At 55.5% G+C, this 12,298-nt stretch carries 13 protein-coding genes and 1 pseudogene; 2 read left to right on the forward strand and 12 right to left on the reverse strand.

The annotated features are described in order from the left end of the window. Positions 1-232: 232 nt before the first annotated feature. The 7 genes from mhpT to HV311_RS19110 form a co-directional block, all read right to left on the reverse strand. The gene (gene mhpT, locus HV311_RS19080; RefSeq protein WP_191220313.1) at positions 233-1,444 is read right to left on the reverse strand and encodes a 3-(3-hydroxy-phenyl)propionate transporter MhpT; all 1,212 of its coding nucleotides are present in this window, start codon (positions 1,442-1,444) and stop codon (positions 233-235) included. A gap of 68 nt (positions 1,445-1,512) precedes the next feature. Continuing rightward, a complete protein-coding gene (mhpE, locus tag HV311_RS19085; RefSeq protein WP_016151976.1) occupies positions 1,513-2,526 on the reverse strand; it encodes a 4-hydroxy-2-oxovalerate aldolase in 1,014 nt (337 codons plus the stop codon). Further along, positions 2,523-3,473: an acetaldehyde dehydrogenase gene (mhpF, locus tag HV311_RS19090; protein WP_191220314.1), complete on the reverse strand. Its 951-nt coding sequence runs from the start codon at positions 3,471-3,473 to the stop codon at positions 2,523-2,525. Before mhpF ends, mhpE begins: the two co-directional genes overlap by 4 nt. Beyond that, positions 3,470-4,279 carry a 2-keto-4-pentenoate hydratase gene (mhpD, locus tag HV311_RS19095; protein ID WP_016151974.1) on the reverse strand — a complete coding sequence of 270 codons (810 nt, stop codon included), beginning with the start codon at positions 4,277-4,279 and terminating at the stop codon, positions 3,470-3,472. The genes mhpF and mhpD overlap by 4 nt, the downstream gene beginning before the upstream one ends. A 9-nt stretch (positions 4,280-4,288) precedes the next feature. Then, positions 4,289-5,155: a 2-hydroxy-6-oxonona-2,4-dienedioate hydrolase gene (gene mhpC / locus HV311_RS19100; protein WP_016151973.1), complete on the reverse strand. Its 867-nt coding sequence runs from the start codon at positions 5,153-5,155 to the stop codon at positions 4,289-4,291. A 28-nt stretch (positions 5,156-5,183) separates the two neighbouring features. Continuing rightward, the gene (gene mhpB, locus HV311_RS19105; RefSeq protein ID WP_046275617.1) at positions 5,184-6,128 is read right to left on the reverse strand and encodes a 2,3-dihydroxyphenylpropionate/2,3-dihydroxicinnamic acid 1,2-dioxygenase; all 945 of its coding nucleotides are present in this window, start codon (positions 6,126-6,128) and stop codon (positions 5,184-5,186) included. 1 nt (position 6,129) lies between these two features. Further along, positions 6,130-7,794, reverse strand: coding sequence for a bifunctional 3-(3-hydroxy-phenyl)propionate/3-hydroxycinnamic acid hydroxylase (locus tag HV311_RS19110; protein ID WP_191220315.1), 1,665 nt, complete (start codon positions 7,792-7,794; stop codon positions 6,130-6,132). 193 nt (positions 7,795-7,987) lie between these two features. Here HV311_RS19110 and HV311_RS19115 point away from each other — a divergent pair, with 193 nt between their 5' ends. Together HV311_RS19115 and HV311_RS19120 are read left to right on the forward strand one after the other, a co-directional pair. Next, positions 7,988-8,800, forward strand: coding sequence for a DNA-binding transcriptional regulator (locus HV311_RS19115; RefSeq protein WP_181629113.1), 813 nt, complete (start codon positions 7,988-7,990; stop codon positions 8,798-8,800). A 135-nt stretch (positions 8,801-8,935) separates the two neighbouring features. Beyond that, positions 8,936-9,244, forward strand: a complete 309-nt coding sequence (locus HV311_RS19120; RefSeq protein WP_046275619.1) for a putative quinol monooxygenase — start codon at positions 8,936-8,938, stop codon at positions 9,242-9,244. 127 nt (positions 9,245-9,371) lie between these two features. Here HV311_RS19120 and HV311_RS19125 read toward each other — a convergent pair whose 3' ends face one another. The 5 genes and pseudogenes from HV311_RS19125 to HV311_RS19140 form a co-directional block, all read right to left on the reverse strand. Beyond that, positions 9,372-9,848 (reverse strand): cold-shock protein, encoded by a 477-nt coding sequence (locus HV311_RS19125; protein WP_016151966.1) that lies wholly within the window; start codon positions 9,846-9,848, stop codon positions 9,372-9,374. Between the two features lie 86 nt (positions 9,849-9,934). Beyond that, on the reverse strand, positions 9,935-10,180 hold the full coding sequence (locus HV311_RS19130) for a DUF2543 family protein (RefSeq protein WP_019076120.1): 246 nt from the start codon (positions 10,178-10,180) through the stop codon (positions 9,935-9,937). Positions 10,181-10,572: 392 nt separating this feature from the next. After that, a pseudogene (locus tag HV311_RS28295) lies at positions 10,573-11,163 on the reverse strand (hypothetical protein); the annotation flags it as partial. 8 nt (positions 11,164-11,171) lie between these two features. Next, positions 11,172-11,423: a hypothetical protein gene (locus HV311_RS27875; RefSeq protein ID WP_220131806.1), complete on the reverse strand. Its 252-nt coding sequence runs from the start codon at positions 11,421-11,423 to the stop codon at positions 11,172-11,174. Beyond that, positions 11,420-12,199 carry a hypothetical protein gene (locus tag HV311_RS19140; RefSeq protein ID WP_191220316.1) on the reverse strand — a complete coding sequence of 260 codons (780 nt, stop codon included), beginning with the start codon at positions 12,197-12,199 and terminating at the stop codon, positions 11,420-11,422. Before HV311_RS19140 ends, HV311_RS27875 begins: the two co-directional genes overlap by 4 nt. Positions 12,200-12,298 lie beyond the last annotated feature (99 nt).

A 12,298-nucleotide genomic window follows, 5' to 3' on the forward strand; every position in this document is an offset into this window, starting at 1 on the left:
TGTGTTATACCGCGTTTGTTAACACAATGCAAAGTCAACCCTGCACCAGACGCAGATGACCGCGCCGGGCGCTTAATACCGGGTGGGGGTTAATTATCAAATATAAAAAGGGTCGCCAGCTCATAACGCCTCCGTTGCCAGGCTTTACATAAACTCTGGCAACGTCATCGCCGGCTGGCGTTCACCCGGAAGTGGGAACCGTATCTCCCCACTCATACAACCGAACGATTGCTTATGAGCCACTGGTCGGGATCGGCATCTGCGATTTACGGTTCATCAGGAAAAATACCGCCAGCCCTGCCAGTAAAATGCCCGGCGCAGAAGCCGCCATCACGCCTACCGTTCCAGTGCCGAGCGCTAACATTTTTCCTGCCAGCAGCGGGCCGCTCATCGCCCCCAGACGCCCAACGGCGACGGCGGTACCCACGCCTGTCGCGCGGATCTGCGTACTGTAAAACAGCGGAGCCAGCGCATACAGCACGCTTTGTCCTCCAGTGGCAAACATCCCCGCCACAAATCCGGCCATCAGCATACCGCTCAATGACGACACCGTCCCCAGCGCCAGCAACGAAGCCAACATCCCGGTATAGATCAGAAGCGACATGACCACCGGGCGCAGTTTGTCCATTAACGCCCCGAGAATTAACGTGCCGCTGGCCGCGCCGATTTGCAGAGCAAACATCACGCCAGCCGCCTGCGAGGGCTGAAAGCCCTGCTCCACCAGCAGCATCGGCAGCCAGTTGATCAGCATATACACCACCAGCAGGGTGAAGAAATAGCACAACCACAGCAGCAGCGTGGCTGTGGCGGTAGCAGGTGCGAACAGGGCGCGCAACGGCGCGGCGGCCACCTGTGTTTGCTGGGCATAAACCTGTGATTCTGGCAGCCAGCGCATCAACAACGGCACCAGCAGCAGCGGGATCACTCCGCCAACCCAGAACACCGTTTGCCAGGCGGCGGCCAGACCGCTAAACCCGAGCGCCGCCGCTAACGCCGCGCCAATCGGCATGCCGCAGTACATCAGGCTCACCGCCGTACCGCGAAAACGCGGGCCCGCCGCTTCGGAGGTCAGCGCGATCAGATTCGGCAACGCCGCGCCCAACCCGACGCCGGTCATCAGACGGGCAAACACCAGCGACGAGAAATCCCAGGAAATCGCCGTCGCCAGCGAGAACAGGCCGAACAGCGCCACGGAGGCAATAAGAATGCGCTTGCGCCCATAGCGATCGGCCAGCATGCCGCCCACCAGCGCGCCGGGCAGCAGTCCGAGAATGCCCGCACTGAAGATCCAGCCCATCTGCATTTTATCCAACGCAAACGCCTGGGCGATACCGACGGCAGCGATCCCGGCGGCCTGTAGATCCAGCCCTTCCATCAGGGCAACTAAAAAGCAAAGCCCGACGGTTAACGTCAGGCGGTAAGATGTGGGGGTACGGGTAGTCATAAGATGTACCTCTGAGGTCACGATGCAGGTGAGTCGCGGCTGATACGTTGCCAGCCGCGTAATCATTTTTATTTGCTATTGCGCAGATCCAGCGCCACGTCGACGATCATATCTTCCTGGCCGCCCACCATTCGGCGTTTGCCCAGTTCAACCAGAATATCGACCGCGCTCAGGCCATAACGCGCCGCCGCCACTTCGCAGTGACGCAAGAAGCTGGAGTACACCCCGGCATAGCCCAGTGCCAGCGTTTCGCGATCCACCCGCACCGGACGGTCCTGCAATGGACGCACCAGATCGTCGGCGGCGTCCATCAGCGCATACAGATCGGTGCCGTGCTGCCAACCGAGCTTATCCGCAGCGGCGATAAACACTTCCAGCGGCGCGTTGCCCGCGCCAGCGCCCATACCCGCCAGGCTGGCGTCGATACGGTCGCAGCCCTCTTCCACCGCAGCAATCGAGTTCGCCACGCCGAGACTCAGGTTGTGATGCGCATGCATTCCGGTTTCTGTCTCTGGCTTCAGCACCGCTTTCAGGGCGCGGAAGCGGGCGCGAATATCGCTCATATTCATTGCCCCGCCGGAATCGACCACGTAGATACAAGTCGCACCGTAGTTTTCCATCAGCTTCGCCTGCTGCGCCAGATTCTCCGGCGTGGTCATATGGCTCATCATCAGAAAGCCGACGGTATCCATGCCAAGCTCACGCGCGTACTGAATATGCTGGGCCGACACGTCCGCTTCGGTGCAGTGGGTCGCCACGCGCACCACTCGCGCGCCGGCCTGATACGCGTTTTTCAAGTCATGAAGAGTGCCGATGCCCGGCAGCAACAGCGTGGCGATCTTTGCGTGTTTGACCACGTCTGCTGCCGCTTCAATCCACTCGAGATCGCTGTGCGCGCCAAAGCCGTAGTTAAAGCTGGAACCTTGTAAACCGTCGCCGTGGGCCACCTCAATGGAATCAACCCGCGCGTCGTCCAGCGCTTTGGCAATCTGGCGTACGTTTTCCAGCGAATACTGGTGACGAATCGCATGCATACCGTCGCGCAGGGTCACGTCAGAGATATAGAGTTTTTTACCGTTCATGCTGCTTCTCCTGCCTGACGGGTGAGTGACTGCGCCATCTGCTCAGCGGTCGCCAGCGCGCTGGAGGTCATAATGTCGAGGTTGCCCGCGTAGGCGGGTAAATAGTGCGCCGCACCTTCCACTTCCAGATACACCGCGGTTTTCAGCCCGCAAAACTGACCAATACCCGGCAGATTCACCGGTTTATCCTCCGGGATGACTTCAAACTGGACGCGCTGTTTCAGGCGATAGCCCGGCACATACGCCTGCACCGCCGCCGCCATGTCATTAATCGACGCTTCAACTTCAAGCTGGGAGGCCGCTTCGCTCAACACATACACCGTGTCGCGCATCATCAGCGGCGGCTCAGCCGGGTTAAGTACGATAATGGCTTTGCCTTTGGCCGCGCCCCCCACCACTTCAATCGCCTTCGAGGTGGTTTCGGTAAACTCGTCGATATTGGCGCGGGTGCCCGGTCCCGCAGATTTACTGGCGATCGAGGCGATAATTTCGGCGTAATGGACTTTTGCCACGCGAGAAACCGCCGCCACCATCGGGATGGTCGCCTGCCCGCCGCAGGTCACCATATTGACGTTCTGTTGGTCAACGTTAGCCTCCAGGTTCACCACCGGGACGCAGTACGGGCCGATCGCTGCGGGCGTCAGGTCGATCAGACGGATCCCCGGTTTTACGGCGCGCAGCGCGGCGTCATTTTTCACGTGCGCGCCCGCGCTGGTGGCATCAAACACGATGTCGATGTCGGCGAATTCTGGCATCGCAAGAAGCCCCGTCACCCCTTCATGGGTGGTGGCAACGCCCATACGCCGGGCGCGTGCCAGACCGTCGGATTGCGGATCAATCCCCACCATCACCGCCATCTCCAGACGTACGCCGTGACGCAGAATTTTAATCATCAAATCGGTGCCGATGTTGCCAGAGCCGATAATGGCGACTTTACGCTTACTCATGACTGACTTCCTTTTGTAACCGCCGCTGAAAAGGTGGCGGCAACTGAACCAATACCGTCGATATGGGCTTCGAAACGATCGCCCGCATTCACCGCCACCATCGGGCCTAACGCCCCGGTGAGAATAATGTCCCCGGCACGCAGCGGCTCGCCGAGGCTGGCCATTTTGCGCGCCAGCCACACGGCGGCGTTGATCGGATGTCCCAGACATTCGCTACCGCGCCCGCTGGAAACCTCTTCGTTATTGCGCGTCATTTTCATCGCGCAGTTTTTCAGATCTAATCCTGCCGGACGTTGTGCCGGGCCGCCGACCACATACACGCCACAGGAGGCGTTATCCGCCACGGTATCAACAAACTTGATCGACCAGTCGCGAATACGGCTGCCGACCACTTCCAGCGCGGGTAGCACCCACTCGATGGCGTTGTACAGCTCGTCAAAGGTGGTATCGGCATTGGGCAGATCGCGGTTCAGCACCAGCGCAATCTCCGCTTCAATACGCGGTTGTAGCACGCGGGCAAACGCAATGGTGTCGTTGTCGCCGTAGCACATGTCGGCGAACAGCGTGCCGAAGTCCGGCTGATCGACGCCCAGCTGCTGTTGCACTTTCGGGTGCGTCAGCCCCACTTTGCGCCCGACGACGCGACGCCCTCGCGCCACGTCATACTGCACATTGATACGCTGAATGGCGTAGGCCGCTTCGGCGTTATCCACGCCGATCAGTTCACGCAGTGGGGCGATAGCGTCCCCTTTTTCCTCAGCCTGACGTAAATCGGCGGCTAACTGCTCAAGATTAAGATTCGTCATGTCCGTTCCTTAAGGGCGTGCGAGGAAGTTCAGCACCAGCTGGTTAAAAGCATCCGCATGTTCCCACTGTGCCCAGTGCCCGCAGTCGCGGTAGATGTGCAGCTCAGACCCGGCAATCCCGGAGAGCAGGCGCAGGCCGGCGTCCATCGGCACGAAGCGGTCGTTGCGTCCCCAGACAATCAGGGTCTGGGCTTTGATTTCCCCCAGGCGCGGGCTGAAATCCGGAAACTGTTTCGGGTTGGCTTCAAGGCTGTGGACAAAGTTTTCCAGGTGATCGCGACGCGACAGCATGTTATTCAGACGCGCCTCAAACAGCGCCTCAGTCAGGTCGCTGGTGTCGAAGACAAAGATCTCCATCATCAGTTTCAGGTTCTCGATGGTCGGTTCGCGGTACAGCTGATTCAGGCGCTTGATGCCTTCGGTCGGCATCGGGGTAAACAGGCTCATACCCCCCGTCCCGCCGCCCATCAGCACCAGCTTGCCCACACGCTCCGGCCAGCTCAGGGTGAACGCCACGGCACTGTGGCCCCCCATCGAGTTGCCCAACAGATGGATTTTCTGAATATCCAACTGATCGACCACGCTTTTCAGGATGCGAGCATTAAGATCGGATCGCGAACCGCGGTTAACGATGCCATCGCTTTTGCCCCAGCCAGGACAATCCAGCAGGATCACCCGGTATCCAGCCTCCACCAGCGGATCGATATTGCGGCTGAAGTTCGCCCAGCCCGTCGCACCCGGACCAGATCCATGCAACAGCACGACGGTCTCTTCGCCCTGCCCACAGTCATTGAAATGCACGCGCAGCGTTTCGCCTGCTTCCTGCACCTGCAGAAAACGACTGGTTGCGGCTTCGGTTTGCGGTTGGTAAGTCATGATGTTCTCCTGCATATTCAGTTCTGTTTCAGTTCTGTGTGGTGGCGCTCAGGGAGCCGAATCCAGCGATCCACTCTGGGATCGGGCGGTAATAACGGCCTTCGCTGCGCCAGTTGCCAAAGGCAGAAATAGCGGCGAAGGCAGCAACCCAGGTTTTAACTTCGTGCGTTGATTTGCCCGCCATCGCGGACAGTTCTTCGTTACTGACCGCGTCCAGCTCCTGCAAACGCCCCTGTTCAAGCAGCGTCATAAAGCGGTTATCCCAGACTGGGTTAAGCGGATGCAGCGTGTGTTGATCGGCCACAAACTTCTCGGCGGCGCTGATCACCCGCTGCTGGCGCAGCTCGCGCTCGTTTTCAGGTAGTTGTTTGCCGCTGCCGAGCAGGCGGTCGCGCATATGGGCATCGGCCTTCGCCAGCTCCGGGACCGGCGGCTGATGCGACAGGCCGCCGGAGCCTAAAAACAGCACACGCTGATTCAGCGAGCTGGCGAATCGGCCAATCGCTTCACCGAGCATGCGGGTACGCTGAAAGCCCGGCAGCGGCGTGGCGACGCCGTTAATAAACACTGGCAGCACCGGCACGTTATCCAGACCGCCGAGCAAAAACTCCAGCGGCTGCGCGAAGCCGTGATCGACCTGCATGTTGTAGGACACGGCGAGATCGATGCCGCTTTTCATTACCGCGTGGGCGCAGGCTTCAGCGAGATCTGTCGGCACCGGCAGTTCCCCCGCCGCGCTACCGAAATCGCCGATCGCCGTAGCGCCTACGCCTAAACAGAACGGCGGCATCACGTCGTAGAAAAATCCGTTGTAGTGATCGGGGGCAAACAGCACCACCAGTTCAGGGTCGAACGCCGCAATACGTGCCCGGGCGCTGGCGATCACACCGTTAACCTCGTCGAGCACGGCCTGCGCCGGGTCGACGTAACCCACCAGCGGCGAGTGGGAAAGACAGTGAAGATAAGCGTGCATATCAGGCCACCTTTTCAGCGGGAATGTGGGCATTAACGCGGGTGAGCGTCATCACCGACGCCAGTTTATTCAGGGTACTGCCCAAGGTTTGCGGAATGGCGATGGCGGCCACAAAGCGGTCCGGGCGTATCACCACCAGCGCGGCGTTGTGCTGAGCAAACCACGCGCGCAGGCGGTTTTGCGTATCGCCAATGCGGGTAACGCCGTCGTGGTTATCCTGATCGGTTTGTATCTGTGTATCTGGCACCACCTGGATAAACTGCGCCCCCAGCGCCTGCCACTGTTGGATCTGCGCCTCGCTCATGCCCCACAGCGGGTTACAGCCCCAACCGATCACCGCGAAATTCGGTCCGATGACGTTGTCGAGCAGCGTCACTTCACCTGATTCCAGCGTTACCTTCGGCTGGATAAACATCTTGCCAACGGGGGAGGTTTTCGCATCGCCTTCACGCACCAGCGCCCCAACGTGGTACTGCGGCATCGGCTTAAAGCGCATTTCAAGGAAGTAGCGTTTGACCGGCGGAATGTAGTTCAGCAGCCAGGAAACCCCGTCGCGCACCGCGCCGTGCCAGCGTTTCGGCGGCGCAAGTACGTTGCCTGCGGTCACCGAGAGATCGATCATCGCTTTGGCGTGGTCGCGGCGTTCCTGCTGGTAGGTATCCAACAGCGCATCACCGGCTTTACCCTCAATCACCAGCGCCAGTTTCCACGCTAGATTGAAGGCATCGCGCATGCCACTGTTGTACCCCTGCCCCTGCCAGACCGGCATAATGTGCGCCGCATCGCCCGCCAGCAGCACGCGGTCAATGCGAAAACGTTCGGCCAGACGTGCGTTATGGGTATATACGCGCTGGCGGATCAGCTCGACGTTGTCCGGGTTCGGCAGCACTTTGCTCAAAAGCTGGCGCATATTCTGCGGTTCGCTGAGCTGCGCTTCGGTTTCCCCTGGCATTACCATAAATTCAAAGCGGCGCACCGCGTGCGGCAGCGCGGCGGAGACATACGGGCGCACCGGATCGCAGCACAGATACACATGCGGCGTGCTGAGCGGATCGTTAGCGATATCCACCACAATCCACTGATTCGGCGCGGTTTTGCCTTCAAATGGCACATTCAGCGAACGTCTGACGTTGCTGGCCCCACCGTCGCAGGCCACCAGCCACTGAGCTTTCACCGTTTCACGCTGGCCATCCGGCGCCTTCAGGTTCAACGTCACTTCACCATTTTGCTGGCTGAAAGCTTCCAGTTCGCGGGAGAACAGGCAGCGCACGTTGGGAAAACGCGACAGCCCTTCCAGCATCACCGCGTCCACCTGCGGCTGAATAAACGCGTTGCGGCGCGACCAGCCAAATTCGTCGGTCATCGGCTGGATATCAGCAAAACAGCGCCCTTTCGGGGTGAGAAAGCGCATCGCATGCCACGGCGTGGTGTGCGGCAGAACATTTTCGACCAGACCGACGGACTGCATGGTGCGCAGCGCTTCATCGTCAATGCCGATAGCGCGAGGATAGTCGATAAGGGTATCGAGCTTCTCCACCACCAACACCTCAATGCCCATCTGGCCAAGATAGTTCGCCATCATCAGCCCTACCGGACCGGCTCCGGCAATCGCTACCTGCACGGTGTGCTGCACAGCGGGTTGGATATCTGGATTTATTGTTGTCATTTCAGAACCTCACTACTCGGACAAAATGCAATTGCAGACCCTGGTGAGGCGCAATTGTTTTTTTGTTAAAAGAATGTGAATAATTTTTTATTGTGCGGTCAGTATAGAAGTGAGTTTTTGCGCTACAATCAAAACATGCCTGGATGTGCACTAAGTGCACAACGTTGTTTTAACTGTATATTTATCAATAAATATGAAAAGTGACGACAGTACCGAATACAAAACCGTGCGCGGGTTAACGCGCGGACTAATGTTATTAAATATGTTAAATCGCCTCGACGGCGGGGCCAGCGTTGGCCTGCTGGCAGAGCTGAGCGGCCTGCACCGCACCACGGTCAGGCGACTACTGGAAACCCTGCTGGATGAGGGTTACGTCCGGCGCAGTCTGTCCGATGACAGCTTTCGCTTAACCATTAAGGTCCGTCAGCTCAGTGAGGGATTTCGTGACGAGCAGTGGATTTCTGCGCTCGCCGCCCCGCTGTTGGGAGATTTGCTGCGCGAGGTCATCTGGCCGACCGACGTTTCCACGCTGGATGTGGACGCGATGGTGGTGCGTGAAACCACCCATCGCTTCAGCCGCCTGTCGTTTCATCGGGCGATGGTCGGGCGTCGTTTGCCGCTGCTGAAAACCGCATCCGGCCTGACCTGGCTGGCATTTAGCCCGGAGAATGAACGTCAGGAACTGATTGAAATGCTGGCTTCACGACCGGGAGATGAGTTCCAGTTGGCGCGCGAACCGCTGAAGCTCGACGCCATTTTGAGCCGTGCGCGAAAAGACGGTTTTGGCCAGAACTTTCGCGGTTGGGATCAGGAGGAGAAAATCGCCTCCATCGCCGTCCCCATTCGCAGTGAACAGCGGGTGATCGGCTGCCTGAATCTGGTGTATATGGCCAGCGCCATGACCATCGACCAGGCCGCGGAAAAACATCTTCCGGCCTTACAAAAGGTGGCGAAACAGATAGAGGACGGCGTTGAGTCGCAGGAGATTTTGGTTGCCGGGAGGTGAGATGGATCACATTTAAGCGGATCATCGGATTAATAGCTGAGATAACTCACTCACCGACCGATATAACACTGTGGCGTCTTGCCCTAAATATATCTTCATCACATAGTGTGCATTCGTTTTCTGCCAGGAGGCTGCATGTTAAAGGTCATTGCCGAAGATTTCATCAAACCTGAGTATATTGAAACCGTTCTCCCTTGGTACCGTGAGCTAATATCGGCGACGAAGAAAGAGCCGCAATGCATTGCTTATGACCTCTATATTGATGAAAAAGATCCGGGGCATTTTATTTTTATCGAAGAATGGCCAAACCACGCGGCTCTCGATGAACATTGTGCCAGTGAGCATTTCCGGCGACTTGTACCGTTAATCGATCAATACACACGCCAGGAAGCACGTTACATACTGATGGATGACGTGGTAATTCCAGGTGCCTCGTCAAAATAAAAAAACAGAATGGAATTTGCTATTTGGCTCAAATGGATATTCCCTTCTGACAAAAATACGCATAAAAAAACCGAAACCCCGCTTCTGAAAAGAGCAGGATTTCGGTTTTCATTCACTCTGAAGGGCTTCAGACCTTAAGCAGTTTCACCGTCTCGTCGATGTCGATTTCATCTTCCGAGAAGATCAGCGTCGTGCCCTGGAAGGTGGTGATGGCCAGCTTTTTCAGCGTGCGCATTTCACCAGGCTTCACGTCTGATTTCGGTCGGATGCTGTTCATCAGCACACCAACGGACAGCACCGCATTTTCTTTGTCGATACGAGTCTCAGCAGGGACTTCTTCGCTGTAGACCAGGTAAGACTTGATCGCCGTGAGCTTCAGACGCTCGCCGGCGATATAGATGTATTTGCTGTCGGGTATGACTTTTACCGCGTAGGCAGATAAGCCTTTGTTGTTGGTGGTAGGCTCAAAGGTCACCGCCGCGTCTTTCTTGATCAGCTCAGGATTAGCAACCTTAATCACATGAAAATAGCGGTTGTCGCCGTTTTCATCTTTGATAAATCCAAAGCCTTTATCTTTAAACCACGTTGTGATTGTTCCGTTCATTGCTGTTTCCGCCTGATTAAACCTATTACTTGTAGAGTATACCTACTCAATTTGCGCGCAGTGTAAAACACAGGCCATGTCTTTGGCTACTCGTTACCCCAACGATTGAGGAACTCCGCGATATCATCGATACGCTGTGCGTCGACTCCGGCCTCGGTTGCCATCTCCTGCTGCGCTTCTTCGCTGATCTCTTCATTGTTCATCAAACGAGTGATCAACTGCTGGAAGTAGAGTGCCAGTGCGTCGCGTTCTGTATCGCTCACCGGCTTTGCAGCTTCAGTCGCGTATTCGTCGGCGATATCATAAAATTTTAGCGGAATGTCGTTGTTCATCGGGTGCTCCGGGGTAAATGCGTGTGCCAGCAGTTGCCTGCCGCGTCTGGTGTGAATGATAGCATTCTTATTTCATGGTTCGCGATATGTTTTATTGGCTGCAATACGTTGCATATAACAACACTATTTTCTGGAGCCGCTTCGAATTTAATAAATCTACTCTTATTTAAATGACGTTTTATTCAGCTCGGTATAACAGCCACAGGTTAAATAGTGTAGTAACGAAGGAAAGTAGTTAAAGTCTTTTCCCGGAGCATTAAATGATTTAGGGGATATTCCGGTGATTAAACAGCAAAAAATAATGATTCCCCTGCTGGCCTGCTAAGCGAAGCGCCATCGAGCATTTATCCTCGCCGCCACTCCCCCTCCAGGATGGCGGCCAGACCGCGAGTCCATCCCTTCGATTGGCGTCCAATTATTTTTCCATTCCCTACGCTTGCTTCTAACCACCCAATTACAGGTGTAGAGTCAGCACCTAAATTACCTACAATATTTAGCGCCTTATTTCGAGCACTTTCCCAGTTTTTCTCAGACTTTAATATTGTTTCAATTCGAGTTACTGAGCCAGGTACTATCTAACCTGGCAATATAATGCAAGCCAGCAAACCACCTGGCGCTTCAAGCGCAACCTGGTTCCCTGATGAAGCGTCTTTAACTGTGTCCGCTATCGCCGACCAGGTTTCACTCTTCATCAGCGCAGTAACCGTATCCGCCACCACCTGATTCTTCCCGGCCAGGTCACTCATGGCCTTGCTGCAGTAACTATCACCCGCAGCACAGGCTGCCAGCGCCATGGCCGCATCAGCAACATAATCCGCTGAGCCTAGTGCTGCATCACCGGTATCAGCGAGGGCATTGATAATACCGTTCGCGATGGAAGAGGTTGTACCGTCACCCAGCTTTTCCCTGACTTGATTTTTCAGCGATTCAGCGGCCTGTTTCGCCGCTTCACGGGCCCGGTCACCACTGAGCGAGTTATTCTCAACAACTATTATTTCCTATGACGCTCATGCAATTTATTTTTCAACCATACTCCAGCACCTAATACTACTCCTGCGATGCTCCCTTTTTTCAATGCGATATATAATGCCTCTTCCCATGAAAAAAGGAATGCCCCATCCTTGAAGTAGAAAATTGTTGACACTCCTAGTTGGCATATGAAAAGAACAACAGAGATTAAGGCAGTACAGTACACAACCAATAAAAGAAGCCAAAGGGTACCAACCTTGCTGAAGAGATTCATTGCTTCTTCTCCCGCTTGTCTAACTCATCTTTTACAGCTTTTCCTGTAAGTTCAGAAGCAGTAGAACCTGTAACTGCACCAATAACATCCTTTGTCACTTGATCAGTTACCGGAGACAATGAATCAACAACTTTTCCCCCTAAACTACCAGCCGCACTACCAAAGCCAGTACTTATCACAGAGTTAGTCGGATCTTCCCCTTTAATCGCACTGCCAATCGCAGCACCTCCCATATTGATCGCTGCTGATGCCTGCCAACTTTTACCTGTAGTCGCGGCAACTGTCACACCGGCGAGAATTGCATCAACATAGCTGAAAGGATCATTCCCGCTAAGTTGTACGCCCGTATTCACGCCCACACCGATTGCCGCATTAAGCGCCATACCTTCTTTTATTGTGGTGCCAAGGACACTGCTGCCAAATAACAATACCGGGTCTCCAATACTGGCATTGGATTTATGATAACCCCATGTATTCATGATGGTTTGTGCTTTCTGCTGCGCCTCTGTCTGTGGCGCTGACTTCATATAATCCTGCCCAGTCAGCATTCCTGCGATCAGCTCTTTAGTTACTGCCTCACCATATTTAGCCTGCATGTCAGATGCATATATTTTCAAATAACTTACCAACTCGGTTCGCTCTGCCGTGCTCAACTCCGCTGGTTCTTTATTGAACTTAGCAACCAGTGCATCGCTACGTTTATCGGCATTCTCAAGTTGTAAAAACTCTTTCGCGGTTTGCAGGGATTTATCGCCTTTTAAGACTTTCTCTGCCAAAGCATCACGTTTTTCCGAGGAGGTACTGCTCAGGAAATTATTCTCAACAACAACTCGCTCCGGTGTACAGTCTGACGGTGAACACGCTTTTTCCCTGTC

The organism is Citrobacter sp. RHBSTW-00881 (assembly GCF_013728515.1).
Classification (GTDB): domain Bacteria; phylum Pseudomonadota; class Gammaproteobacteria; order Enterobacterales; family Enterobacteriaceae; genus Citrobacter; species Citrobacter braakii.

Excerpts from the sequence above, each read along its gene's own strand:
- HV311_RS19110 (WP_191220315.1), bottom strand. The coding sequence starts at position 7,794 with ATGACAACAATAAATCCAGATATCCAACCCGCTGTGCAGCACACCGTG.
- mhpE (WP_016151976.1), bottom strand. The coding sequence starts at position 2,526 with ATGAACGGTAAAAAACTCTATATCTCTGACGTGACCCTGCGCGACGGT.
- mhpF (WP_191220314.1), bottom strand. The coding sequence starts at position 3,473 with ATGAGTAAGCGTAAAGTCGCCATTATCGGCTCTGGCAACATCGGCACC.
- HV311_RS19120 (WP_046275619.1), top strand. The coding sequence starts at position 8,936 with ATGTTAAAGGTCATTGCCGAAGATTTCATCAAACCTGAGTATATTGAA.
- HV311_RS19130 (WP_019076120.1), bottom strand. The coding sequence starts at position 10,180 with ATGAACAACGACATTCCGCTAAAATTTTATGATATCGCCGACGAATAC.
- mhpC (WP_016151973.1), bottom strand. The coding sequence starts at position 5,155 with ATGACTTACCAACCGCAAACCGAAGCCGCAACCAGTCGTTTTCTGCAG.
- HV311_RS19115 (WP_181629113.1), top strand. The coding sequence starts at position 7,988 with ATGAAAAGTGACGACAGTACCGAATACAAAACCGTGCGCGGGTTAACG.
- mhpB (WP_046275617.1), bottom strand. The coding sequence starts at position 6,128 with ATGCACGCTTATCTTCACTGTCTTTCCCACTCGCCGCTGGTGGGTTAC.
- HV311_RS19125 (WP_016151966.1), bottom strand. The coding sequence starts at position 9,848 with ATGAACGGAACAATCACAACGTGGTTTAAAGATAAAGGCTTTGGATTT.
- mhpD (WP_016151974.1), bottom strand. The coding sequence starts at position 4,279 with ATGACGAATCTTAATCTTGAGCAGTTAGCCGCCGATTTACGTCAGGCT.
- mhpT (WP_191220313.1), bottom strand. The coding sequence starts at position 1,444 with ATGACTACCCGTACCCCCACATCTTACCGCCTGACGTTAACCGTCGGG.
- HV311_RS27875 (WP_220131806.1), bottom strand. The coding sequence starts at position 11,423 with ATGAATCTCTTCAGCAAGGTTGGTACCCTTTGGCTTCTTTTATTGGTT.